Source organism: Reyranella sp. GW821-FHT14A01 (assembly GCF_058803965.1).
Genome location: NZ_JBXAPM010000015.1, coordinates 109,634 through 132,271, shown reverse-complemented (window position 1 = coordinate 132,271; position 22,638 = coordinate 109,634). Strand labels below are relative to the sequence as shown.

General features: G+C 66.3%; 23 protein-coding genes. 13 read left to right on the top strand and 10 right to left on the bottom strand.

Translation table 11 applies throughout. The features are described 5' to 3' along the window. The first annotated feature begins 49 nt into the window (after positions 1–49). Positions 50–2,722, top strand: coding sequence for a patatin-like phospholipase family protein (locus AC1ROX_RS25105; RefSeq protein WP_493130364.1), 2,673 nt, complete (start codon positions 50–52; stop codon positions 2,720–2,722). Between the two features lie 54 nt (positions 2,723–2,776). On the opposite strand, the gene AC1ROX_RS25100 is transcribed toward AC1ROX_RS25105, so the two are convergent. Then, on the bottom strand, positions 2,777–3,178 hold the full coding sequence (locus tag AC1ROX_RS25100) for a PaaI family thioesterase (RefSeq protein ID WP_493130362.1): 402 nt from the start codon (positions 3,176–3,178) through the stop codon (positions 2,777–2,779). Positions 3,179–3,224: 46 nt separating this feature from the next. Beyond that, the gene (locus tag AC1ROX_RS25095) at positions 3,225–3,821 is read right to left on the bottom strand and encodes a DTW domain-containing protein (RefSeq protein WP_493130359.1); all 597 of its coding nucleotides are present in this window, start codon (positions 3,819–3,821) and stop codon (positions 3,225–3,227) included. 35 nt (positions 3,822–3,856) lie between these two features. Between AC1ROX_RS25095 and AC1ROX_RS25090 the strand changes: the two genes are divergently transcribed. The 3 genes from AC1ROX_RS25090 to AC1ROX_RS25080 are packed head-to-tail and all read left to right on the top strand — an operon-like array spanning position 3,857 to position 5,939. Beyond that, a complete protein-coding gene (locus tag AC1ROX_RS25090; RefSeq protein WP_493130357.1) occupies positions 3,857–4,642 on the top strand; it encodes a hypothetical protein in 786 nt (261 codons plus the stop codon). A gap of 24 nt (positions 4,643–4,666) precedes the next feature. Beyond that, positions 4,667–4,888, top strand: a complete 222-nt coding sequence (locus tag AC1ROX_RS25085; protein WP_428681015.1) for a biotin/lipoyl-binding carrier protein — start codon at positions 4,667–4,669, stop codon at positions 4,886–4,888. Next, positions 4,881–5,939, top strand: coding sequence for a YeiH family protein (locus AC1ROX_RS25080; protein ID WP_493130355.1), 1,059 nt, complete (start codon positions 4,881–4,883; stop codon positions 5,937–5,939). Before AC1ROX_RS25085 ends, AC1ROX_RS25080 begins: the two co-directional genes overlap by 8 nt. 122 nt (positions 5,940–6,061) lie before the next feature. Here the strand turns inward: AC1ROX_RS25080 and AC1ROX_RS25075 are convergent, their stop codons facing one another. Then, positions 6,062–7,045: a Bug family tripartite tricarboxylate transporter substrate binding protein gene (locus AC1ROX_RS25075; protein WP_493130353.1), complete on the bottom strand. Its 984-nt coding sequence runs from the start codon at positions 7,043–7,045 to the stop codon at positions 6,062–6,064. Positions 7,046–7,106: 61 nt separating this feature from the next. Here AC1ROX_RS25075 and AC1ROX_RS25070 point away from each other — a divergent pair, with 61 nt between their 5' ends. Beyond that, the gene (locus tag AC1ROX_RS25070) at positions 7,107–7,601 is read left to right on the top strand and encodes a GNAT family N-acetyltransferase (protein WP_493130351.1); all 495 of its coding nucleotides are present in this window, start codon (positions 7,107–7,109) and stop codon (positions 7,599–7,601) included. Continuing rightward, complete coding sequence (locus AC1ROX_RS25065; RefSeq protein WP_493130349.1) at positions 7,598–8,050, top strand: MaoC family dehydratase; 453 nt, start codon at positions 7,598–7,600, stop codon at positions 8,048–8,050. Before AC1ROX_RS25070 ends, AC1ROX_RS25065 begins: the two co-directional genes overlap by 4 nt. Here AC1ROX_RS25065 and AC1ROX_RS25060 read toward each other — a convergent pair. The 3 genes from AC1ROX_RS25060 to AC1ROX_RS25050 are packed head-to-tail and all read right to left on the bottom strand — an operon-like array spanning position 8,047 to position 12,125. Further along, on the bottom strand, positions 8,047–8,676 hold the full coding sequence (locus AC1ROX_RS25060; RefSeq protein ID WP_493130347.1) for an NUDIX hydrolase: 630 nt from the start codon (positions 8,674–8,676) through the stop codon (positions 8,047–8,049). The two genes, AC1ROX_RS25065 and AC1ROX_RS25060, sit on opposite strands and share 4 nt — an antisense overlap. After that, positions 8,673–9,293 (bottom strand): class I SAM-dependent methyltransferase, encoded by a 621-nt coding sequence (locus tag AC1ROX_RS25055; protein WP_493130345.1) that lies wholly within the window; start codon positions 9,291–9,293, stop codon positions 8,673–8,675. The genes AC1ROX_RS25060 and AC1ROX_RS25055 overlap by 4 nt, the downstream gene beginning before the upstream one ends. 54 nt (positions 9,294–9,347) lie before the next feature. Then, complete coding sequence (locus AC1ROX_RS25050; protein WP_493130343.1) at positions 9,348–12,125, bottom strand: glycosyltransferase; 2,778 nt, start codon at positions 12,123–12,125, stop codon at positions 9,348–9,350. 484 nt (positions 12,126–12,609) lie between these two features. Between AC1ROX_RS25050 and AC1ROX_RS25045 the strand changes: the two genes are divergently transcribed. From AC1ROX_RS25045 to AC1ROX_RS25035, 3 genes are read left to right on the top strand one after another with little or no spacing between them, the layout of a single operon-like run. After that, positions 12,610–13,440, top strand: a complete 831-nt coding sequence (locus AC1ROX_RS25045; protein WP_493130341.1) for an alpha/beta fold hydrolase — start codon at positions 12,610–12,612, stop codon at positions 13,438–13,440. Continuing rightward, entirely contained in the window at positions 13,440–14,177 is a 738-nt protein-coding gene (locus AC1ROX_RS25040; protein ID WP_493130339.1) for a sulfite exporter TauE/SafE family protein, read from the top strand. Before AC1ROX_RS25045 ends, AC1ROX_RS25040 begins: the two co-directional genes overlap by 1 nt. A gap of 9 nt (positions 14,178–14,186) precedes the next feature. Then, positions 14,187–14,738 carry a tyrosine phosphatase family protein gene (locus tag AC1ROX_RS25035; protein WP_493130337.1) on the top strand — a complete coding sequence of 184 codons (552 nt, stop codon included), beginning with the start codon at positions 14,187–14,189 and terminating at the stop codon, positions 14,736–14,738. A gap of 125 nt (positions 14,739–14,863) precedes the next feature. Here the strand turns inward: AC1ROX_RS25035 and AC1ROX_RS25030 are convergent, their stop codons facing one another. Both AC1ROX_RS25030 and AC1ROX_RS25025 read right to left on the bottom strand, forming a co-directional pair. Next, positions 14,864–15,712: a CmcJ/NvfI family oxidoreductase gene (locus AC1ROX_RS25030; protein ID WP_493130335.1), complete on the bottom strand. Its 849-nt coding sequence runs from the start codon at positions 15,710–15,712 to the stop codon at positions 14,864–14,866. Positions 15,713–15,860: 148 nt separating this feature from the next. Then, a complete protein-coding gene (locus tag AC1ROX_RS25025; protein ID WP_493130333.1) occupies positions 15,861–16,661 on the bottom strand; it encodes an SDR family NAD(P)-dependent oxidoreductase in 801 nt (266 codons plus the stop codon). An 81-nt stretch (positions 16,662–16,742) separates the two neighbouring features. Here AC1ROX_RS25025 and AC1ROX_RS25020 point away from each other — a divergent pair, with 81 nt between their 5' ends. Genes AC1ROX_RS25020 through AC1ROX_RS25010 form a run of 3 tightly spaced genes read left to right on the top strand, consistent with a single transcriptional unit; the run spans position 16,743 to position 19,377 of the window. Then, the gene (locus tag AC1ROX_RS25020; RefSeq protein ID WP_493130331.1) at positions 16,743–17,507 is read left to right on the top strand and encodes an SDR family NAD(P)-dependent oxidoreductase; all 765 of its coding nucleotides are present in this window, start codon (positions 16,743–16,745) and stop codon (positions 17,505–17,507) included. A gap of 3 nt (positions 17,508–17,510) precedes the next feature. After that, the gene (locus tag AC1ROX_RS25015; protein WP_493130329.1) at positions 17,511–17,999 is read left to right on the top strand and encodes a hypothetical protein; all 489 of its coding nucleotides are present in this window, start codon (positions 17,511–17,513) and stop codon (positions 17,997–17,999) included. A 28-nt stretch (positions 18,000–18,027) separates the two neighbouring features. Then, complete coding sequence (locus tag AC1ROX_RS25010) at positions 18,028–19,377, top strand: MmgE/PrpD family protein (RefSeq protein WP_493130327.1); 1,350 nt, start codon at positions 18,028–18,030, stop codon at positions 19,375–19,377. Here AC1ROX_RS25010 and AC1ROX_RS25005 read toward each other — a convergent pair. Together AC1ROX_RS25005 and AC1ROX_RS25000 are read right to left on the bottom strand one after the other, a co-directional pair. Then, positions 19,364–20,335, bottom strand: coding sequence for a Bug family tripartite tricarboxylate transporter substrate binding protein (locus AC1ROX_RS25005; RefSeq protein WP_493130325.1), 972 nt, complete (start codon positions 20,333–20,335; stop codon positions 19,364–19,366). The two genes, AC1ROX_RS25010 and AC1ROX_RS25005, sit on opposite strands and share 14 nt — an antisense overlap. A 108-nt stretch (positions 20,336–20,443) precedes the next feature. Further along, entirely contained in the window at positions 20,444–20,698 is a 255-nt protein-coding gene (locus AC1ROX_RS25000) for a hypothetical protein (RefSeq protein ID WP_493130323.1), read from the bottom strand. Positions 20,699–20,823: 125 nt separating this feature from the next. On the opposite strand from AC1ROX_RS25000, the gene AC1ROX_RS24995 reads away from it, so the two are divergent. After that, positions 20,824–22,488, top strand: coding sequence for a hypothetical protein (locus tag AC1ROX_RS24995; RefSeq protein WP_493130321.1), 1,665 nt, complete (start codon positions 20,824–20,826; stop codon positions 22,486–22,488). Positions 22,489–22,638: the final 150 nt, after the last annotated feature.

Genomic DNA, 22,638 nt, shown 5'->3' with positions numbered 1-22,638 from the left:
TACCGCGGGGGATCCGATGGGAAAGCCGGATTCAGGCGACGCAGTCGGCATGACCGCCGTCATGACCGAAGAATTCAATCAGCTACACGGCGGAACTTACGACCCGAAGAACCCGCCTCCTTTGCAGGATTTGCTGAAGGCCATTCACGACCTGCCTGCTGCGGATCGGCGAACGGCGCTCTGTTTGTCCGGCGGCGGCATACGCAGTGCCTCGTTCGCATTGGGCGTATTGCAGGGCCTCGCCGAGAAACAGCTCCTCGACAAGTTTCACTTCCTCTCGACCGTCTCGGGCGGCGGCTACATCGGCGCCTGGCTTTCGGCCTGGCGCAAGTGCGTCGGCAACGACAGCCAGCTCATGGAGATGCTCAGCGGCAGACGTGAGAAGGAAGAGGCCAGGCTTAGGCCCCCCAAGGAAGGCTACCATTCCGACCAGGCCTTCATGGAGCCGGTGGAGCTTTCCATCCTTCGCGAGCACAGCAATTTTCTCACGCCCAAACTCGGCGCCCTTTCAGCCGATACCTGGACCCTCATAGCGCTTTACATCCGAAATCTGCTGCTCAACTGGGCGGTATTCCTGCCCTTGATCGTTGCCGCGTTGCTCGTACCTCTCCTCATGAAGGAGGTGTTGGGCAGCGCCGAATTGAGAGAGCGGGTCGATCTCCATCACTGGGTCGTCCTGGCAGCCATAGTGCTCTTCACGTTGGCCGTGTTCACCTCGGTTCGAGGACGATTTGCGCAGGAGACCAAGCACCGGGTGGATCAGGGCACATTCCTGTGGCTGGAGCTGTTGCCGATCTATGTGGCCTCGGTGCTCGTGTGCTTCTACTCGGTCGGCCGCTGCAATATCGACGGCGGCATCGCCGGCGGCTGCTGGGTCGAGAAGATCACCCCGACCATGACCATCGTCGCCGGTGCGGCGATTTACCTGGTTGGCTGGCTTGCAGCATTCCTTCGGTACGGCGATCTCTCGACCTGCAAGGACGTTCCGAGCTTGAGCGACCCTTTTCCGCCGCTGTTGCTTGGCCTTTCATGGGCGATCGCCGGAGCCATCGCCGGAGCGCTGGTCGGCTGGGGACTCATCGTTGCAAGAGGCCACGCAGCCGACCCGATACCGATCGTGATCTTCGGCGTAGGCTGGATCGCCGTATCGATCTTTCTTGCCAATGCAGTTTACCTGGCCCTGACCAGCGTATCCAGGATGGGCGATGTCGAGCGCGAATGGCTTGCCCGATCTTCGGGCTGGTTTACCGCCATGACCGTCGTTTGGGCCGGCTTTTCGGCCCTCGTTCTCTACGCCACCAATTTCATCAGCATGTTCGACTTCTACTGGAGTCTGTTGGTCGGTGGAGGGGCTGGCGCCCTAGCAGCGCGGATCGGTGCCAGCGCGAAGACCATTTTCAGTTTTCGCGGCAAGCCGATCGAAAGCCTGTCGATGACCGCGGTCCTGTCCCTGGCTTCGGCGATCTTCCTGATCTTTCTCGTGATCGTTCTGTCGAGCCTTCTTCCCGGCCTTCTTGCCGCCGTCGAAGCCCTTCTCGGTTGGGAACGCCATCCGATCCACACGATCGCAGCAACCATCATCCTTTGCGGCGTCATGGTGGGGCTCATCGCCTATTTTGTGAACGTGAATCGATTCTCGGCCCACAGCCTGTACCGCAATCGCCTCATTCGCGCCTTTCTCGGATCCGCACGCGGACCGGCCGCCATCTTCAGCACGACCAGCGATCCTTTCACCGGATTCGATCGCAAGGACAACGTGTGGGTGCGTGACATGATCTTCCCCGAGGAGAAGGGCAAATCGCGCCTGTTTCCGGTGATCAATATGGCGCTCAATACCGTCGCGGGACCCAACAAAGGGTGGCAGGAACGAAAGGCGGAATCCTTTACGGTGAGCCCTCTGCGCTCGGGCAACGAGTGGGTGAAATTCTGGCCGACCGGGAATTATGGGAGCCGGGAGAACGGCCTTGGCCTCGGCACTGCCATCGCCATTTCCGGCGCCGCCGCCAGTCCCAACCAGGGCTATCATTCGTCCCCTCTCGTCGGCCTCGCGATGACGTTGTTCAACGTCCGCCTGGGATGGTGGCTCGGCAATCCGTCGCGGCCGGCCTCGGCACCGCAAGAGAGCCCGCCCTTCGGCATGATCCAGTTCATCTCCGAGCTGTTCGGGCTGACCAAGGATACGAGCGACTATGTGTACCTGTCCGATGGAGGGCATTTCGAGAATCTCGGCCTCTACGAGATGGTTCGGAGGCGCTGTCATTTCATCATCGTTTCCGATGCCGGCTGCGACCCGGACTGCGCCTTCGCGGATCTGGGTAATGCCGTGCGCAAGATATGGATAGATCTCGGCGTGCGGATCGACTTCGCGAAGATCAACATCGAAAAGAGAAAGGAGCCCGACAAAAAGGGGCAGGCCGTTTATTGCGCCGTCGGCAGGATCAAGTATCCCGGAGCCGGCGAACGGCAGGGGCATATAATCTACCTGAAGCCTGGCTTTTTCGGCACCGAGCCCGCCGACATCCTTGCATACGCGTCCGTCAACAAGACCTTTCCACACGAGACGACAGCCGACCAGTTCTTCTCGGAGTCCCAGATGGAGAGCTACCGCGCTCTTGGCGCTCACGTCGTCGAGACGGTTTTCGGTGCCCGGTCATCCAACGATCCGGATTCTCCGATCCCCTCCCTGGCCCCCTACTGGGCAAAGATAAAAACCTACGCCTGAAGAGCCGGTACAGCGCGACGGAAGGCGTTTTCCGTCTTGGTTCTCTCTACCAATTTACGCCACGACCGGCTTGCCGCTGATCAGGGCGGTGCCGGTCATCGCGGCGACCAGCTTGCCGTCGCCGCGCACGACGTCGATGCGGTAGTTCGAGGCCTTGCTGGAGCGCGAAATCTCGACCGCCGTGGCCGTCAGCACGTCGCCCAGGCGAACGGCGACGCTGTAGATGATGTGGGCATCGATGCTGCCCGAGACGACGCCCTGCGAGTTGCAGGCATAGCCGAAGGCCGCATCCGCCAGCGTGAAGGTCAGGCCGCCATGGCCGACGCCGTTGAAGTTGAGGTGGCGCTCCTCGATCGCGACCCGCGTCACGGCACGGCCGAGCGAGGCCTCGACGAATTCGATGCCGAGGGTGCGGGCGAATGTGTCCCGCCGGGCCAACGCCGAGACGTCGATCATTCCGCGGCTTGTCGCTGGTCGAGCATGGCGCAAAGTATAGGGGCGGCTACCGCCGGACGCGACGATCCCGTTTGGAGTCCCGCACGCCTTCTCGGCGCGCCTTGGCCAGCAGCGCGCGAAACGGTTCGAGGAGTTTCTCCCGCACCGCAGCATCGCCTTCGAGGACCTGCAGCGACAGCGCCACGGCCTCCAGGGTCGAGACGGCATCGGGCCGTGCCTCGCGTCGCAGGTCGCCGTACAGCGACGGTCCGTCGGGCACCACGACGAAGCGGCGCAGCTTGGTCAGCCAGGCATTGCGCCACCACAGCGCCTTGGCCTGCGCCCAGTTGCCGTCGAGCGCGATCAGCCCCTTGAGACCAGCGCGCGCCGCCGGCTGGTCGGCCATCGGTAGGCCCTTTCCATCGACGGCGACCAGCCCGGCTTGCCCCTTGGTCTGCGTAGAGCCGAGATAGAGGACGCCCCAGTCGCGCGGCTCGGCCGGCGCCCCCAGCGCGTGCGCCAGGTTACGCCACGACAGGCCCACGACCACCTTGGCGTTCGAAAGCGCGCCCACCACCAGACGCGCCGTGCCCAGCACGCGGTCCTGCTCCTGCGGGTGCTGCAGGACGAGGATCGTGACCTTGTTGTCCACCGGTTGAGACATGGCCGAGGGTATAGCCTCCCGGCTACCTTCGCGCGATGTCCGTTCCCATCCTTGTTTTCGATAGCGTGACCAAGCTGCCATCCGAAGCGGACGGCGCGGTCGTGATCGGCGCCAGCCACGCCGCCGTCTATGCGGCCTATATGTCGGCCAAGTTCGGCTGCCGCGCCGCGATCCACCACGATGCCGGCATCGGCAAGGATGAGGCCGGCGTGAGCGGCCTCGCCTATGCCGACAGGCTCAGCATGGCCATGGCGGCCGTGGCGACGGCAAGTGCTCGCATCGGCGACGGCGCCGACCTGCTGGCCCGCGGCGTCATCAGCCGGGCCAACGGGCTCGCCGGGGCCTGCGGCGTCGTGCCGGGCATGTCGGCACGCGAGGCGGCCGAGTTGCTGCAGCAGGCGCCGTGGCCGCACACGATGCCGCCCGCCAAGGGCGAGAGCCGGTACGAGATCGACGGCGCGGTCTGCGCCGACTCGGCCACCTTGCTGGTGCCCGAGGATCGCGGCCGCATCGTCGCGACCGGCAGCCACGGCGCGCTCAACTCCTACAAGGCGACGGCGCCGTTCCGGCCGCTGCTGCTGATGTTCAACGACGCGGGCTTCGGCGCCGACCGCGGCGGCGTGCTGGCCCTGCCCGAACTCGACCGGGAAGGCCTCGCCGCTCTCGCAGTCGCAACGCAATCCGCGCGCATCGGCGATGGTCGTTCCACACTGCAGGACGGCACGATTTCCGACGTCAACGCCACCGCATACCGGCTCGGCGCGCGTGTAGGAGGCTCCGCGCTTGCACTGGCCCGCGCACTGGCAGAAAAAGCGGACTAACGAGAATCGGGAGACTCTGGGGGCATGGCCGTCGTCAACGTGAAGTCGGAGATCGCCGGCAATGTCTGGAAGATCCAGGTCAAGGCGGGCGACCGGATCGAAGCCGACGGCGAGATCATGATCCTCGAATCCATGAAGATGGAAATCCCGGTCCTGTCGCCCAAGGCGGGCGTCATCAAGGAACTCAAGGTCAGCGAAGGCGAGGCGATCGGCGAAGGCCAGCTCGTGGCCGTGCTCGATGCGTAGCAGCGCCGTCGCCGTCGAGCTGGCGCGGCTCTGGGCGCCCGACAATCTCCGCCGCTCCGCCCCCGGCATCGCCCTCTGCGCCGCCATTGCTGCCGTCGCCTACTACGCCGATACGAGAAGCCTGCTGCGCTTCGGCGCCGTCTGGGTGCCGCCGCTGATCCTGACGCTGGTCATCGGCATGGCGCTGCAGCCGCTGTCGGCCAGGCCCGTGCTGAAGCCCGGCCTCGAATTCGCAGGCCGCACCTTGCTGCGCATCGGCGTCGCCCTGCTCGGCGCCCGCCTGACGCTCGGCAATCTCGTCGAGGGCGGCGCGCTGCCGATCGTGGTCGCCGTGGCGGCCGTCGGCTGCACCATCGTGTTCGGCGCCTGGGCGGCGCGCCTGTTCGGCCTCAGCCAGAATTTCGGCATCCTCACCGGCTGCGCCACCGGCGTCTGCGGCGCGGCGGCGGCGATGGCGGCCTCGGCCGTCCTGCCCAAGCACGAGAATTCCGACCGCGACCTCGCCTTCACGGTGATGGGCGTCAACTTCCTCAGCACCGTCGTGATGGTGATCTACCCCACCCTGCGCGAGGCGCTGGGCTTCTCGCTGTTCGAGATGGGCGTGTTCCTGGGCGGCGCGATCCATGACGTGGCGCAGGTCGCGGGCGCCGGCCAGACGATGGGCCCGCAGGTGCTGAGCGACGCGGTCATCACCAAGCTGCTGCGCGTCGCGGCCCTGCTGCCCGCCATCGCCGGCATCGCCTGGTGGGTGGCCCAGAGCGGCGGCCCGCAGACCTCGGCCCGGCCGACGCCGCCGGTCTTCCTGTTCGGCTTCCTGGCGCTCGCCGCCCTGAACTCGCTGGGCGTCATCCCCGCCGCCGTGCGCGACGCGGTCGGCCAGATCTCCGCCTTCCTGATCATCACCGCCATCGCGGCGCTGGGCATGAAGACGTCGCTGCTGGCGCTGGTGCGCATCGGCATGGGTCCGGTGATGCTGCTGATCACCGAGACGATCTTCGTCGGCCTTCTGGTCGTCGGCCTGATCTACGGGCTTCGGGCGGCGGGTCTCTAGTCCAGGTTTCTCCATTGGAGCGCGCAACTCCAGTTGCGCTCAAGCTTCGTCAACCAACCATGCATGAGCGCAACTGGAGTTGCGCGCTCCATTGAGACACCGCTCCTGGGGCTATCATCAAATCAGGTCCCGGGTTTGGTGCCCGTCGCCTTCACCACCGCGCTCCAAGTATCGATCTCGTTCTTGATGAACTCGGCAAACTGGATGGGCGTGCCCGGCGCCGGCAGGGCCGCGCGCTGCTCGATCTGCCGGATCACGGCATCGTCGTTCAGCAGCTTCTGCACGTCCTTGCTGACCTTGGCCACGATCTCCAGCGGCGTGCGCGCCGGCGCGGCGAGCCCGGCCCAGCCGGCGGCGTTGAAGCCCGGCAGGGTGGCGGCGATCAGCGGGATCTTGTCGAGCGGCGGCGGTGCGGGCCGCGACGTCGTCACGCCCAGCGCCTTGATGCGTCCGTCCTTGATGTGGTTCAGCGCGGCGGCCGTGCTGTCCATCATCAGCTTGACGTGGCCACCGAGAAGATCGGCCATCGCCGGTCCGCTGCCCTTGTAGGGAATGTGCACGATGTCGACGCCGGCCTTGAGCTTGAACAGCTCCATGCTGAGATGCTGCGACGTACCCGGCCCGGCCGAGGCATAGGAGAGCTGGCCCGGCTCCTTCTTGGCGAGCGCGATCAGCTCGGCCAGCGTGTTCACCGGCAGGCTGGGATGCGCCACGATCACCAGCGGCACCAGGAAGATGTTGGAGATCGGCAGGAAGTCCGTCAGCGGCTTGTACGGCAGGTCGGGATAGAGGCTGGGATTGACGCCGAACGTGCCGCTCGACACGACCATCAGCGTGTAGCCGTCGGGCGCTGCCGCCTTGCCATATTCGGTCGCAGGGATGCCGCTGCCGCCGCCCTTGTTCTCGACGACGACCTGCTGCTTCCAGATGTCGGTCAGCTTCTCCGCCATCAGGCGCGCAAAAATGTCGGCGGCCTGGCCCGGCGGAAACGGCACGATGAAGCGCACGGGTTTATTGGGCCATGCGGATTGCGCAATGGCCGGAGCGGCCAGCGTTGCGCCGGCCGCGCCAGCGAGCGCCAGGGCCTGGCGACGCGTCGGATTCATTTCTGGAGCCTCCCAGTTCGTTTCGAGTGACAGGGTAGCACAGCCCCTCGAAAATGACCGCATGACAGGCCGAATCCTTATCGCTCCGCCTCGCGATGCGGCGGATCACGACGCCATCGGCGGACTGGTCCGGGAGTATGCAGGCTCACTGGGATTCTCGCTCGACTATCAGGACTTCGAAGCCGAGCTCGCCGACCTCGCAGCGAAATACGCCCCGCCGGGCGGCGCGCTGCTTCTCGCACGGGTCGAGGGCGAAGCGGCCGGCACCGTGGCGCTCCGGCAGCTCGAGCCGGGGATCGGCGAGATGAAGCGGCTCTATGTCAGGCCGGACTTCCGCAGGGAGCGCACCGAGAGCGGCAATTCTATCGGCCGCGAGCTCGCTTATCGAATCGTCGAGGCGGCACGCGCCTGCGGCCATCGACGTCTCAGGCTCGACACAATCGGTCCCAAAATGGAGGCCGCGATCAAGCTCTATCGCACGATGGGCTTCACCGAGATCGCGCCCTATTACCCGAGCCCGGTGCCAGGCACCGTCTACATGGAGCTGGTCCTTTGACCGATCGCTTCTACGAGGACTTCAACGTCGGTGACCGCTTCGTGAGCGGCGGCATGACCTTCACCGAGGCCGCCATCATCGACTTCGCCCGCCAGTGGGATCCGCAGCCCTTCCACACCGATCCCGAATTCGCCGCGAGATGGACCTTCGGCGGGCTGATCGCCTCGGGCCTCCACACGATGGCTGCAACGCTGCGCCTCTGGCTCGATCTCGGTGTCTTCCGGGCCTGCAGCCTGGGCTCGCCCGGCATCGGCGAGGTGCAGTTCCCTCGTCCTGTCCGGCCCGGCGATACGGTGCGCGTGGTGACCGACATCGTCGAGCTTCGCCCGTCCAAGTCGAAGCCCGATCGCGGCATTGCGCTGCTGCGCCAGGTCACGATCAACCAGCGCAACGAACAGGTGATGGAACAGGAGACGACGGTCTTCCTGAAGCGACGACGGGCCGCTTAACGCCAGGCGAAGACCGGCTGCTCGTAATGGTCGACGCGAGTGTCGCGGCCGGCCAGCGCGACTTCCCGGAACTGGAACAGCACCGCCGCCGTCGGCGCGTTCACCGTGGCCACCGGCAACGGCAGGCGGATGATCGGGCGGTCGGATTCCTCGATCGCCACGATCTCGGGCGAGCCGTCGCGGAAGAGCTCGCCGCAGGCAATGCGATAGGCGCCCGCCACTTCCGACGGATTGGGCGTCAAGGTGACGCCCGGCGCCCACACGACGACGGGCGCGATCAGGTAGCCCGAGCGGGTCGGATAGTCGTCAAGCGTGCCCAGGATATCGTCGGTCGAGGCCAGCACGCCCAGCTCCTCGTGCAGCTCGCGCAGCGCGGTCTGCTCGATCGTCTCGCCGGGATCGACCCGCCCGCCCGGCAGTGCCCACTGGCCGCCATGGGCGCGCAGCTTCGGCGTGCGCCTTGTCAGCAGGAATGCAGCCTCGCCGGCCTCATCGGCCTCGGCGATGACGATGGCCACGGCCGCGCGCTTCAGGCCGCCAGCATCGACCCGGCGGCGCAGGTCGAAGCGGCTAAGATGCGCCGTGACGTCGGCGCGTAACGCCTGGTCTAGCGGAAAGGACTTCACGCGCCCGCGGGTCTCCGGAAGGTCCAGACCACGGCCGGCGGCACGTTGAACCAGATGCGGGGCCCGCGCGTGCCGACCAGCCGCAGCTCCTGCGTCAGGTTGCGCGGCACGGGCTGCGAAGGGCCGTAGGTGAACTGCACCAAGGCACCACCGCGCGGCAGGGCCTCGAACACGCCATGCACGATCCCGCGCACGACCTCGGCGGGCAGCGACAGCAGCGGCAGGCTCGACACGACCGCGGAGACCGAGCCGATCCCCTGCTCGGCCAGGATCTTCGGCAGGCGGGCGGCATCGCCCTCGACGATCTTCGGTCCGGCGAAATGACGGCGCAGGAAGGATGCGAGTTCGGGCTCGCGCTCGACCAACGCCAGCCGGTCGGCCGGGATTCCGGCCGCCAGCAGCGCCTTGGTGACCTCGCCGGTGCCGGCGCCCAGTTCGATCACATGGCCGTCGCGGCCCCTCATCGCCGCCAGGGTCGCGTGCGCCATCGCTTCGCCGAGCAGCCGTCCGCTCGGCATGACCGCGCCCATGGAAAAGGGATTGCGCAGCCAGCGCTTCAGGAAAAGGGCGGTACCGGCGCGCGAGTCGAGGCCGGGACGAGACTCGATCGGGGGCATGGGCGAAACGCTAACAGACGCTTTTCCAGGTCGACAAGGAAAAGCAGCCGCTCCCTATTGCGCGGGTTGCATGGCAGGTGCTGCCGCAGGCGCCGGTGCCGGCGGCTCGAAGGCCGCCTCGGCATGGCGCATCTGCTCGACGGCGTTGACCATGGAGACATAGACAGCCGCCGCGTAGGGCAGCGACTGCACGATCATGAACAGCGACCAGAGGCGGGCCTCGGGATCGACGACGCCGTTGCCGAACCACAGGACCGCGGCGGCGACCCACAGCAGCACGGCCAGGATCGCCTCGCCGCGCGCCATGCCCAACGCCATGCCGAGCGTCGCACGCTCGTCCATCTTGGGCGTGCGCATGAACGGCAGGCGGCTGGTCGCCAGGCCGTAGATCACGGCGCGGCCCACCGTGTAGGTGAGTGCGAGGCCGGCCAGCGAGGCGCCGATGCTCTGGCGGAAGGTGCAGCGCACGCGATCGAAATAGAGGCCGAACGAGTAGAGCAGCTTGAAGACGAAGATGCCGATGGTCGGCGCGATGAACTCCGACGGCGGCAGGCCGACCGGCTTCATGCCGAACAGCGGCGGCAGCACGACGGCCGCCACCCAGGCAAGGCCCGCCCAGGTGAAGATCAGGTTCAGCGCGTCGGCGAACCAGGGCAGCCAGCCGGCGACGAAATGATACTTCTGCCAGAAGGTGAGCTTGGTATCGCCGAAGAACATCTTGCCGGCATGCGCCTTCATGATCTGCATGGCGCCGTAGGCCCAGCGGAAGCGCTGCTTCTTGTAGCCGGAGAAGTGATCGGGCGTCAGGCCGTGGCCGAAGCGCTCGCGGCTGTACATGGCGCCGTAGCCCTTCTCCATCAGGCGCAGGCCGAGCTCGGTATCCTCGGTGATACACCAGGTCGCCCAGCCGTCCATCTCTTCCATGCAGGAGCGGCGCACCAGGGTCATGGTGCCGTGCTGGATGATGGCGTCGTACTCGTTGCGCAGGCACATGCCGATGTCGAAGAAGCCGGCATATTCCCAGTTCAGCATTTCCTTGAACCGGTCGCCGCGCCAGTCGCGATGGTCCTGTGGCGCCTGCACGTAGCTGATCTTGGCATCGTCAAAGTACGGCACCAGCGCCTTCAGCCAGTCCGGTCGCACCATGTAGTCGCTGTCTATGACGCCGATCACCTTGGCGTCGGGCGCGGTCTGGCTCAGGACGTAGTTGAGCGCGCCGGCCTTGAAGCCCTTCATGACGTCGAAATGGAAGAACTTGAAGCGCTCGCCGAGCTGGGCGCAGTAGTCCTGCACCGGACGCCACACCGCGGGGTCCTTGGTGTTGTTGTCGATGACGATGACTTCGAAGTTCGGGTAATCGAGCCCGGCCAGAGAATCGAGGGTCTGCATGACCATCGACGGCGGCTCGTTGCAGATCGCCAGATGCAGCGAAACCTTGGGCCAGTCGCGGTTCGCCGGCTGGCGGGCGATCATCTCGGCCGCGGGCAGCGCCTCGCGCGTCCAGCGGCCGCGCCAGATCGTCTCCGCCATTTCCAGCGCCTGCACCAGCGCCATGCCGAGGCTGGCGACCAGGAAGAAGGCGAGCACGCCCCAGCCGATCATCTCCGACGTGACCATGTAGGTGCCGGCCGCGACCGACGCGCCATAGGCGACCGCGCTCGCCGACAGCGCCACCAGGGCGCAGAAGCCCACCTGCCCTGCCATGCCCAGCCGCGGCCAGCGCCACAGGAAGAGCAGCATCAGGGGCAGCGACGCCGCCAGCGACCAGGCCGCGCAGGAGAACCACTGCGGGAAGGTCTCGATCGAGCCGTTCCAGGCGAACTTCTGCTGCCGGTCGGCATTCCACAGGCCCCAGTAGCCGCCCGCCTTGCCCTCCAGGTCGTAGGACTTCCAGGGCTGGTCGACGGCCTCGACGACGAAGGTGTCGATGTTCTGGGAGCGCAGCCACGCCACCATGTCGCGCACGTTCTTGGCCTGCTCGGCCGGCGTCGCGTACTTCACCACGCCCGTGCCGGGACTGCGGCGCGTGGCGCCGTTCGACGGCCAGCCGACCTCGGTCACGATGATGTTCTTGTTCGGGTAGAGCTTGCGCAGGAGCCCGATCTTTTCCTTCACGTACTCGAGCGGCGTCGAGCTCGACTGCTCGTCCCAGTAGGGCAGGATATGCACGGCGAGATAGTCGACCTCGCGGGCGAGCTCGGGATAGCGCTCCCAGATGTGCCACGGCTCGGCGGTGCTGACCGGCACCTTGACGTTGCGCTTGACGTTGCGGATCTCGCGGATGAGCTGGGCCGGGCTGGTCGCGTTGGGATCGCGCAGGTCCTTCTCGCCGTCGAAACGCAGGATGTTCTCGTTGCCGACCAGGACGCGCTCGATGTTCGGGTTCTGGTTGGCCATGCGGATCAGCGCGCCGGTCTCCTCGGCGTTGACCTCGCTCGACTCGCGGCCGAACTGCAGCTTGGCTTCGTTGGGACTGTAGATCCAGGCGCCGGGCACCAGCTTCAGCCCGTACTTGGCGGCCATCGCCGGCATCACGTCGCCGCCGTCGGTGGTGCGGTAGGTGCGAACGTAATTGACCTTGCCGCCGAGCATGGCGAAGTCGCGCTCGATCTGGTCGTTGCGCGGCCTGATCTGCGGCGTGGGTGCCTCGTTCACGGCGGTGCGCAGGAAGCTCCAGAGGCCGGTCGCCTTGCCCTCGAGCGGATCCTGGTCCTTGGCCCACGGCGCGTAGGTGACGCCATGCAGGGGCCCCTCGACGGTCGCCGCCGTGATGCGGCTGTCGAGCAGGCGCCAGCCCACCAGGGTGGCCGCGACAACGATGAGAAGAACCAAGCCCCGACGCATCATGAAGAGACGATCGCTCCGGCAAATCCGCCGGTGGTGAATGCTCGCTTCGGGATCGCGGTCGCATGTCTCCTGCGGACGACAATCGTCGACGCAAGGACCGTGCCCGGATCGACTCTCCCAGCGAGCCGACTACCACGCAGTGCGGCGGACCTCTTCGAGGTTTCCTTGCGCCCGATTTCCTCGACGGCGACCCTTCGCAGTCGGTAAGGCGACACGCGCGATCTATAACCTGTGGCTCCCGGTACGGTAAAGAGACTGAAGGTGATGATGGCCAAAATGCCTAATTCTTTGCTGGCTTTGACGCCCATCCTTCGCCAAAACGCCACAAACGATGACCGATCAGGATCCACCCGCAGCGCCGGCTGCGGTACCTCCCTCTCTCTCCGCAACCTATCGGGCGGCAGATCGTTACGGCTTTCTTGAGCGCAGCGGAACGCGTCTCCGGTACGCTTGGTGGAACGCGCTGGGTGTGCCCCGCGGCACCGTCGTCGTCCTGGGCGGGCGGGGCGAATTCATCGAAAAATATGCCACCGAGGTGGTGGCCGAATTGCTGGAGCGCGGCTTCGCGGTGGCCGCGATGGACTGGCGCGGCCAGGGCCTGTCCGACCGCCCGCTGGCCGATCCCGGCAAGGGGCACATCGACCACTTCTCGACCTACATGGCCGACCTCCGGCTGTTCCTCGATACAATCGTTACACCGGAGGCGCCCCGGCCGGTCGTCTGCCTCTGCCATTCGATGGGCGCCCATATCGCGATGCGGGAGATGGCGGAGAACGGCACGGGCCCCTTTTCGGCCGCTCTGTTCGTGTCGCCGATGACGGCGTTGCGCCGCGAGGCGATGCTGCGTTCGGTCCTGATGATCATGCCGGAGGTCCCGGCGGTCGAGGACCGCTACCTGTTCGGGACCGGGCCGTTCATCCTGCTGGCCCGGGAGTTCAACTCCAACTTCGTGACCCATGACGAGCGCCGCTACCGCTTCACGGAGGACTGGTTCGCCATCGATCCCCGCCTCTCGCTGGGCGGCCCGACGATTGGCTGGTCGCGGCAGGCCGTCCGCTCGATGACCGCCGTCCACGCACCGGGCTATCTTGAGCGCATCGACATTCCGCTGCTGCTGATGACGGCCGGCGAGGACCGGCTGATCGATCCGCGCAGCCATGGCCCACTGGTTGCCCGGTTGAAGCATGGCGAGCACTTCACGATCGGCCATGCCCGCCACGAGATCATGATGGAGACGGACGAGATCCGGGCCCTGTTCTGGGAGGGCTTCGACCGGCTGGTGAAGGGTGTGCTGAGCTGATGACCGAAGTGCAGATTCTGGTGACCTTTGTCGCGTTCATCATCGCCGGGGTCGCCAAGGGAGCGGTCGGAATCGGCCTGCCGCCCATCGCGGTCGGCCTGATGACGCTGGCCGTCCCGCTCGAGGACGCGCTGGCGATCATGACCATTCCGACCTTGGTCACCAACGTCTGGCAGGCGATCTACGGCCATGGGCTGCTGCGCCTGTTCCGTCGTTTCTGGACGCTGGCCCTGACGGCGACCATCACGCTGATCCTCGTGGCCGCGACCCTGGACAAGCTCGGCTCGGCCCAGGCCTCGGCGTGGTTGGGCGTCATGCTGGTCCTCTATTCGACCATCGTGCTGCTGGCGTGGCGTCCGCGGGTATCGCGCCAAGCGGAACGCTGGATGAACCCGCTGATGGGCATCGCCAGCGGCGCCGTCGCCGGCTTCACCGGCATCGCGGCGGTGCCGTTCCTGCCCTACATGCAGTCGCTGGACATCGACAAGGACGACCTGGTCCAGGCCCTGGGCATCCTGTTCATCTTCCTGATCGGCTCGCTCACCTTCGCCCTGTTCCGCCAGGGCGCCTTCGACACCGCGAACGTCATCGGCGGCGTTGCCGCCATCGTGCCGACCTCGATCGGCGTCTGGCTCGGCCAGAAGTCGCGCGATGCCCTGTCGCCGGAGATGTTCCGCCGCGTCTTCCTGATCGGCCTGCTGGGCCTCGGGCTGCACATGGCGCGCGGCTTGCTGTAGGTTGACGCGATGTCACTCCCTTCTTTCAAGGTCACGATCTGCGGCATTCCCGAGCTGCCGCAGCACTGCGCGGTCGGCGTCAGCCACGTCCTGTCGATCATCGACACGCATGAGCCGCGCCCGCCGGCGCTCGACACTTATTCGAGTATCGACCACGAGCTGATCCGTTTCGACGACGTGGTGGCCGAGTATCCGGGCTTCGAGGCCTGCACGCCGGCCCATATCGAGAAGGTCCTGGCCTTCGGCGAGCGCGTGCATGCGCGGCCCGACGGCCATGTGCTGGTCCATTGCCACGCCGGCATCTCGCGCTCGACCGCCGCAGCGGCCATCCTGATGACTCAGTTCACACCGGGTAGCGAGGAAGCGGCCTTCCTGAAGCTGCTGGAGCTGCGCAAGCACGGCTGGCCCAACACCCGCATGGTCGAGTTCGCCGACACGCTGCTGAAGCGCGACGGCGCGATGCTGCGCGGCCTGATCGCCTATCGCAAGGCGCTCCTTGAAGTGAAGCCTCACCTCAAGGACGTCGTCCGCAACATCGGCCGCGGCCACGAGATTCCGTAGTGTCGAGCGCAGAAGAGGAAGGATCCCTCGCTACGCTCGGGATGACACCAGTTTTTGCATCAGACGCACTGCTTCAAATCCAGCAACAGTGTCATCCTGAGCGAAGCGAAGGATCCTTGCAGCCGTCACGACCGGTGAAACACCAGCGTCCTGACTTCGATGCTTTCGCGCGGTGCGGCATCAGCCGGAGCCGTCGGATCGGTGAAGGCGCTATGCGGGGTGTAGCGCGCCGGAACGCCGGTCGAGGTATCGCAGCACTTCAGCAGCAGCGCCTCGTCGGTCCGCATCTGCGGCACGTAGTACCAGCGATGCGCGGGATTGAACTTCACCGAGTAGGTCTCGCCGACCCGGTGCGGATAGACGAGGTCCGACGGCACCAAGTCGTCCAGCGCAATGGTCGTCGCGTCGCAGACCGCGAGCGGTGAATCGAGCAGCGGGCCCTTGATCGGGCGCCACAGGTTGACGACCTGCACCCTGCCCTTCAGCAGCTCGTCGGCTTCGTCGGGCAGGAGATCGCGCACCCGCTGCGGGCCCGACTTTGCCGTATGGTCGATATGGACACGACGCACCGGCTGGCGCGGCGCATCGGCCTGGCTCTCGGCATCCGGCACGCGGCGGCGGGTCGTGTGGTCGAAGATGTGCACGCGATCCGCGCCGGTCGCCTCGCGCACCAGGCGCTCGACCTCGGGGTAGTAGACGCGGCGGACTTCCTCATCGTCGAAGAAGTCCTTCACGGCACTCTGGTGATGCAACAGCGCAAAGCCGTTGGCGTCGAGCGATACTGCGTTTGCGACGGGCCGCGCGTCGCGGATCGCGACGGCATGCGCCTCATGCTCGGTATTGCTGCGCGGGATGCCGGGCGGCGGATCGAACGTGTAGTTGCGCGGCCGCTCTACCATCGGCGCGAGATAGTTCATGTCGGCGACGACGCTCGACAGGTTGGAGAAGACGTCGAGTTGTTCTTGCAGCGTCATGGTCCGGGACCTCCGAAGATGTTCGGATGATCTTGGACCTGCCCTCTTTCCACGCCATGGAGAAGATGTGCGGCGCCGCATGAAGAGACGTTATCCGAAAGGAAAACCTCTTCTGTCGCGCCGCACGCGCACGGCAAGAACGCGTCGTTCAGCGCGCTTTCATCGGTAGGCTGGCCAGATGCGTGCCGGCATCAACGATCAGGAATTCGCCGGTGATGTTGCTGGCGCTGGTCAGGAAGAACAGCACCGCCTCGGCCATCTGCTCGGGCGTGCCGGCCTGGCGCAGCGGCGTGTTCTGCTCCTGGCCCTGCTTCATCTTGTTGTAGTTCTCCTCGCCCATGCCGCCCAGCAGCCAGCGCGTCTGGATGAAGCCCGGGCACACGGTGTTGACCCTCACCGCCGGCGACAGCCAGCGCGCCAGGGTGAGCGTCAGCGTGTTGAGCGCGCCCTTGGAGCAGGCATAGGGGATCGAGCTGCCGACACCCATGACGCCGGCGATCGAGGAGATGTTCACGATCGAGCCGCGGGCCTGGTCGGCCTCCCATTGCTTCTTCATGATCGGGAAAACGGCGCGGCTCATCATGTAGGGGCCGGTGACGTTCACGCGCATGATGCGGTCGAAGTCTTCCGGCGTGACGCCGTCGAGGTCGCCCTGGTTCTGGAACTTGGTGGTGCCGGCATTGTTGATGAGACCGTCGATGCGGCCCCACTTCTTCATCGTCTCGTCCGCGAGCTTCTTGCAGTCGGCATCCTGGCCCATGTCGGCCTGGACGAGGATCGCCTCGACGCCCTTGGCCTTCACCGCCTCGTAGGTCTCGTCCGCCTCTTTCTTGCTCTTGGTGTAGTTGATCGCGACGTTCCAGCCGCGCTCCGCCAGGTCGAGCGCGCACGAGGCGCCCAGTCCCGTCGCCGAGCCCGTCACGATCGCCACCTTGTTCGATTTCGCCATGTCGTTTCTCCCGATATCTGCGGCACCTTTCATAGGCTAGGATCGCCCTCCAAGGCAAAAAACGCACGTCGGGGCGGGGACATGGCTGATCTGTTTTCGATGAAGAATCGCGTGGTGCTGCTCACCGGCGCCTCGCGCGGGCTGGGCCGCGACATGGCGCTGGCCCTGGCCGGCGCCGGCGCCACCGTGCTCTGCGCGGGCCGCAGCGTGAAAGAACTCGACCAGACTGCCCGCGCCATCACCCGCAAGGGCGGCAAGGCCCATGTGGTCCCGCTCGACATCACCGACGAGGCGGATGTCGTGGCCAAGGTCGCGGCTATCATCTCGAAGCATCGCCGCATCGACGCGCTGGTGAACAATGCCGGGATCATCCATCGACAGGACATCGTCGACACCGCGACGCCGGATTTCCGCAAGGTGATCGAGACCAACCTGATCGCCCAGTTCGTCGTCTCCCGCGAGGTCGGCCGCCACATGCTGGCGCGCAAGTACGGCAGGATCGTCAACATCTCCTCGGTCCTGGGCGTCGTCGGCCGGGCCTCGGTCGCGGGCTATGTCTCCGCCAAGCACGGGCTCATCGGATTCACCAAGAACCTGGCCGCGGAACTCGGACCGCACGTCACGGCCAACGCGATCGCGCCCGGCTACATCCGCACCGAGCTCAACGTGCCGCTGCAGCAGAACAAGGATTTCAACGCCATGCTCGAGAGCCGCACCGCCGTTGCGCGCTGGGGCAAGCAGGAGGACCTGCGCGGCGCGCTCCTGCTGCTGGCGTCGGATGCCGGCAGCTACATCACCGGTCACACGCTGGTGATCGATGGCGGCCTCTCCCCGATTCTCGCCTGATCCATGACCGGCATTCCTCGTTGGGTAATGCTGCTGGTGGCGGCTGCGTTCGTGCTCTACGCCATCGCCGCTTCGCAGGGCTGGATTCGTGACCCGTCGCTGGCGAAGGCCGACTATGTCGGCACCATCGACGTCTCGGCCGATGATGCGAAGCTCTACCGCGCCGCGCCCTTCGAATGGCAGGTGACGAGCGCCGCCGGCAGCTTCAAGGGCAATGACACGGCCCACATCCGCATCGACCCGTCGGGCGAGCGCACGGTGATCTGCGGCTGGGTCCCGCTCGACAAGGCCGGCGCCTCGATCCGCGCCACGCGGTGGTTGAGCGAGGCGCGCCTCGCCGTGGGCGACATCAAGGTCACCGCATTGTTCATTGCCCCGGTCGACAAGAAGCCCGGCGACGGGCTGAACGCCGGTTGCCTGCGGCTCGACGAGGGCATCAAGCCGGCCGCCGACGCGCCGCTGAAGCTCGAAGGCCATCCAGTTCGCGAATAGATATTTTCTCCTAACCGAAAGAGTAACCATGCTTCCCAGACAAGGCGTAACGCCCGAACTCGCCCGCTTCATCGTCGACACCAGGTGGGAAGACCTGCCCGAGCAGGCCCGTCACGAGGCCAAGCGCGCCTTGATGAACTTCTTCGCCGTGGCGATCGCGGGCTGCCGCACCCAGCCGGTCGAACTGGCGCTGCGCACGCTGGGCGAATTCTCCGGCGGCCGGCAGGCCACGATCGTCGGCCGTCCCGAGCGGATCGATCCGTTGACGGCGGCTTTCCTGAACGCGGCCGGCGCCAACGTCTTCGACAATTGCGACACCCACCTGCCGACCGTCGTGCACCCGACCTCGCCACTGGCGCCCGCGCTGCTGGCGCTTTCGGAAATCCGCAAGGTGACCGGACCCGAACTGCTGCTCGCCTTCGCGCTGGGCTTCGAGATCGAATGCCGTGTCGGCGGCGCGGTCTCGCCCGGCCACTATCCCAAGGGCTGGCACATCACCTCGACCTGCGGCGTCTTCGGCTCGGCTGCGGGTGCGGCCAAGCTGCTCGGCCTCGACGTCGAGCGCACTGTGTGGGCGCTGGGCAGCGCCTCGACCCAGTCGGCGGGCCTCTGCGAATGCCTCGGCTGGCCGGCCAAGAGCGTCAGCGTCGGCAATGCCGCGCGCAACGGCCTGTTCTCCGCCCTGCTGGCCGAGAAGGGCTTCGCCGGCCCGCCCGAGCCGATCGCCGGGGCGCAGGGCTTCCTCGCCGCGATGGGTGAGCCGCCGAACTGGGCGGCCCTGCTCGACGGGTTGGGCAAGGATTGGCAGGTGAACAACAACTCGATCAAGCCCTACGCCGCGGGCTTCGTGATCCATCCCCTGCTCGACCTCGCCCTCGACTGGCGTCGCGCCCATCCCGACCAGGAAGTCGAACGGATCGCCGTGCGCGGCAATCCCCTGCTCCTGCAGCGCACCGATCGCGCCGACATCGCCACCGGCCGCGAGGCGCAGGTCAGCCTGCAGCATTGCGTGGCGGCCGCCCTCGTCCTCGGCAAGGCGGGCCTCGATCAGCTGACCGATGCCTGCGTCGCCGATCCCGCCATCAAGGCGCTGCGCAGCAAGTTCGAATGCTCGGCCGATGACCGCATCTCGACCATCGCGGCCGAGATGGACATCTGGACCGCCGACGGGAAGAAGCACGCGCTGTCCACCCAAGCCGCGCGCGGCAGCTCCTCGAACCCGCTGAAGGATGCCGAGATCGAGGCCAAGCTGCGCGACGAGGCGAAGCGCTGGGAGCCGGGCCACGACATCCAGCCGCTGATCGACGCCGTGTGGGCGCTCGACCGCAGCCAGGATGTATCGGGCCTGCTGGCGCTGGCGGTGCCTACTCGACGGTGACGTTGGCGGAAGCCGCGACGGCCTTCCAGGTGGCGATGTCCTTCTGGATGAAGGCGGCGAAGGCCTCCGGCGAGTTGCCGACCGTCTGCATGGCCTGGTTGACCAGCAGTTCCTTCGTTGCCGGGTCGGCCAGCGCCTTGACGATCTCGGCGTTGAGCTTGTTCACGACCGCGCTTGGCGTCTTGGCCGGCGCCAGGATGCCGTGCCAGGCCAGCGCCTCGAAGCCGGGATAGCCGCTCTCGGCGACGGTCGGCACTTCGGGCGCGACCGGCGAGCGGTCGAGGCTGGTGACGGCGAGCGCGCGCAGCTTGCCCGACTTGATGTGCGGCAGGACGCTGATCGGATCGCCGAACACGACGTTCAACGTGCCGCTCAGAAGATCGCCGACCGCGAGCGCGGTGCCGCGATAGGGCACGTGGGTCATCTTCAGGCCGGCCTTGCTGTTGAACAGCTCGGCGACGAGATGGTTGGCGGCGCCGACACCCGTCGAGCCGTAGTTCATGGCGCCGGGCTTGCTCTTCGCCAGCGCCACGAACTCCTGCAGGTTCTTGGCCGGCGACTCGGAATTGACGACGAGAATGTACGGATAGGCCGTCGTCATGGTGATGGGCGCGAAATCCTTCACCGGATCGTAGGGCAGCGTCTTGTAGACGGCCGGGTTGATCGAGATCGGGCCGGACTGGCCGAGCAGCAGCGTGTAGCCGTCGGGCTCGGCCTTGGCGACGAGGTCGGTGCCGACGATCGAGCCGGCGCCGCCCTTGTTCTCGATCACGATCGGCTGGCCGATATTCTCGGAGACCTTCTTCGCCACGATGCGCGCCACCGAATCGGCGCCACCGCCCGGGGCATAGGGCACCACGAGCTTGATGGGCCTGGTCGGAAAATCCTGCGCGAACACAGGGTTCACCACGGCCGTCAGGACCAGCGCGCAGGCCGCACGCCTCATTATCGTCTTCATCGTTCCTCCAAGAGACTTCATTGCGCCATCGTTGAGAATGGCGCCGACAATCGCTACTAAAATATCGGCATGGGGCAATCTGGTGTGTCTGGCGCGGCGCTAAGCCGCCTACCCCCTCAACTGGGCGAGTCCGCGCTGCATCATGGCCTTGGTGTAGCGCTCCCGGGTGATCAGCGGCACGACGGCGTCCTTGTCCGGCGGGGAGGCGAACACGCCGCTCAGTTCCATCAGTTCGGCCTCGGCCAACTTGAAATTTCCGCGCTTCATGTAGCCCAAGGCACGGAAGAGGCGCTCCTCCTCAAGATAGTTGGGCTCGCGATTCCAGTCGTCGAGCTGATGCAGCGCCGAGGCAAAGCGCGCCATAACCTTCGCCTTGAACTGGGAAGTTACCCTCTGCATGCCATCCACCCGATCCTGTTGCCGGCCGGGATGGTGCGCGCACCGTCCCCTTGCCGCAAGCGGCGTGGCCAACACTGCGTGTCGATTGGATGACAAGAAAGCCAAACGGATCGCTTGCCGATCTCACCCTGCTCGTGATCGGCAGCAGCGCGGTGCTGATCGCCGTCATCCTGTGGTTCGACAATGCGCAGGGCGGACTGACGGGCAACGGCGTCTTCAAGAGCCTCGAACTGAAGCCCTGGGTGGTCGATCCGGCGAACGCGCGGCTCTACCCCTCCAACTATCTCTTCTACCCCGTCTACGGCGCGCTCTGCCGGCTGCTCGACCTGCTGGGTGTCTTTGCCGGCGATCCGCGGCGCCAGCTCACGATTCTGAACGCTCTCAGCGCGAGCCTCTGCGTCGGCGTGGCCTATCTCCTCGCGCGCGCGATCACCGGCAACCGCATCATTGCCCTGCTGACGGCTGCGTTCCATCTCTCGACCAGCCACGTGATGTTCCTCGCCATCGTCAACGAGGACATCATGCCGAGCTACACGGTGATGTTCGCCTCGATGGCGCTGGCCGCGGTCTGGCTGGCGCGGCCGACGGTGGCTCGGGTCGCTTCCGTCGCGGCGCTGTTCTCGATCGGCTGGCTGTTCGAATGGCGGCTGATGTTCCCCACCCTGCCGGCGATGCTCGCCGCCCTGTGGTTCTGCGAGCGGCGTTGGCCCTTCCGCTTCGCCTGGATCGCGCTTTTCCTCGGCACCATGGTCGCCACGGCCGCCCTCGTGGCACTGGCCTCGCGCGGCCATCCCGGCGCCGTCGGCCCGTTCGACCTCATCTGGACGGGCAAGGCCGTGCAGTCCGTGTGGGCGGGCTTCACCTGGCCCAAGGTCGGCTATCTGTGGGACGGCATCGTGGCCTACCTGCTGGGAACCGGCGTCACGACGTTCGACGGCATTCCCGGCTGGGACATCTGGCGCTTCACCACGACCTTCTGGCTGATCGGCATGGCCTGGGTGGCGGGTTCGGTCCTGTGGCCAACCCGGGGCGACGGACGGACCCGCGCCCTCGTCGCCGTGTTTGGCGTCACCTTCCTCGCGGGCGAGGTGTTCAACTTCTATTCCCAGCCGCAGGATCCGCAGATGCAGGTCAACGTCATGGCCTGGGTGACGCCGGCCTGGGCGCTGGTGCTGCTGGCGGCGCACCGTCGCTGGCCCAACCGTGGCCTTGCCGCCCTGGCCGCGCTCACCGTGGCGCTGTTCGCCTACAATGTCTGGAGCATCGCGCCGCTGCGCGGCCTGGACAGCAAGTGGCGCGCGGCCATCGAGCGGCTGGAGCAGCAGGGCGATCCCTCGCGCACCGTCTTCCTGCTGCACGATTTCGACTGGACGATGATCTATGCCTCGCTGCACTGGGGCACAGTGGAGCCCGGCGTCGCCGAACTCGGGCCCGCGCCGCAGGCGCTGCCGAAATTCAAATGGATCGGCTTCACCGGCGACGCCCTGCGCCATGCCGACTGGAGCACCGAGCGGCTGGTCGACTCACTGCGCCGGCAGATCGACCGCGCGCTGGAGCTGGGCTACGCGGTGCTGGTCGTGCGCCTCTGGGACATCTCCGACGCCCAGCTGCTGACCGAGACCGGCATGGTCGCCGACGCCGGCCGGCTCGGTGCGCTGCAACACCTGCTGCGCACCGACTATGTCGCGACGCCAGTATCGGTCGATCCGGTCGCGGGGTCCGTCTACCGGCTGCAGCGCGCCGCCGGCCGCTAGTGCATTATGATTTTCGGGCGCTATCGTCTGTGACTCAAAGGTCCCTCACTGCGTTCGGGATGACAGCTTTTCCGCAGCGACGCACCGCGCCAATCTCAACAAAATTGTCATCCCGAACGCAGTGAGGGACCTTTCACTTCTCCCAAGAAA

Excerpts from the sequence above, each read along its gene's own strand:
- AC1ROX_RS25105 (WP_493130364.1), top strand. The coding sequence starts at position 50 with ATGACCGCCGTCATGACCGAAGAATTCAATCAGCTACACGGCGGAACT.
- AC1ROX_RS25100 (WP_493130362.1), bottom strand. The coding sequence starts at position 3,178 with ATGATCGACGTCTCGGCGTTGGCCCGGCGGGACACATTCGCCCGCACC.
- AC1ROX_RS25095 (WP_493130359.1), bottom strand. The coding sequence starts at position 3,821 with ATGTCTCAACCGGTGGACAACAAGGTCACGATCCTCGTCCTGCAGCAC.
- AC1ROX_RS25090 (WP_493130357.1), top strand. The coding sequence starts at position 3,857 with ATGTCCGTTCCCATCCTTGTTTTCGATAGCGTGACCAAGCTGCCATCC.
- AC1ROX_RS25085 (WP_428681015.1), top strand. The coding sequence starts at position 4,667 with ATGGCCGTCGTCAACGTGAAGTCGGAGATCGCCGGCAATGTCTGGAAG.
- AC1ROX_RS25080 (WP_493130355.1), top strand. The coding sequence starts at position 4,881 with ATGCGTAGCAGCGCCGTCGCCGTCGAGCTGGCGCGGCTCTGGGCGCCC.
- AC1ROX_RS25075 (WP_493130353.1), bottom strand. The coding sequence starts at position 7,045 with ATGAATCCGACGCGTCGCCAGGCCCTGGCGCTCGCTGGCGCGGCCGGC.
- AC1ROX_RS25070 (WP_493130351.1), top strand. The coding sequence starts at position 7,107 with ATGACAGGCCGAATCCTTATCGCTCCGCCTCGCGATGCGGCGGATCAC.
- AC1ROX_RS25055 (WP_493130345.1), bottom strand. The coding sequence starts at position 9,293 with ATGCCCCCGATCGAGTCTCGTCCCGGCCTCGACTCGCGCGCCGGTACC.
- AC1ROX_RS25040 (WP_493130339.1), top strand. The coding sequence starts at position 13,440 with ATGACCGAAGTGCAGATTCTGGTGACCTTTGTCGCGTTCATCATCGCC.
- AC1ROX_RS25035 (WP_493130337.1), top strand. The coding sequence starts at position 14,187 with ATGTCACTCCCTTCTTTCAAGGTCACGATCTGCGGCATTCCCGAGCTG.
- AC1ROX_RS25030 (WP_493130335.1), bottom strand. The coding sequence starts at position 15,712 with ATGACGCTGCAAGAACAACTCGACGTCTTCTCCAACCTGTCGAGCGTC.
- AC1ROX_RS25025 (WP_493130333.1), bottom strand. The coding sequence starts at position 16,661 with ATGGCGAAATCGAACAAGGTGGCGATCGTGACGGGCTCGGCGACGGGA.
- AC1ROX_RS25020 (WP_493130331.1), top strand. The coding sequence starts at position 16,743 with ATGGCTGATCTGTTTTCGATGAAGAATCGCGTGGTGCTGCTCACCGGC.
- AC1ROX_RS25015 (WP_493130329.1), top strand. The coding sequence starts at position 17,511 with ATGACCGGCATTCCTCGTTGGGTAATGCTGCTGGTGGCGGCTGCGTTC.
- AC1ROX_RS25010 (WP_493130327.1), top strand. The coding sequence starts at position 18,028 with ATGCTTCCCAGACAAGGCGTAACGCCCGAACTCGCCCGCTTCATCGTC.
- AC1ROX_RS25005 (WP_493130325.1), bottom strand. The coding sequence starts at position 20,335 with ATGAAGACGATAATGAGGCGTGCGGCCTGCGCGCTGGTCCTGACGGCC.
- AC1ROX_RS25000 (WP_493130323.1), bottom strand. The coding sequence starts at position 20,698 with ATGGCGCGCTTTGCCTCGGCGCTGCATCAGCTCGACGACTGGAATCGC.
- AC1ROX_RS24995 (WP_493130321.1), top strand. The coding sequence starts at position 20,824 with ATGACAAGAAAGCCAAACGGATCGCTTGCCGATCTCACCCTGCTCGTG.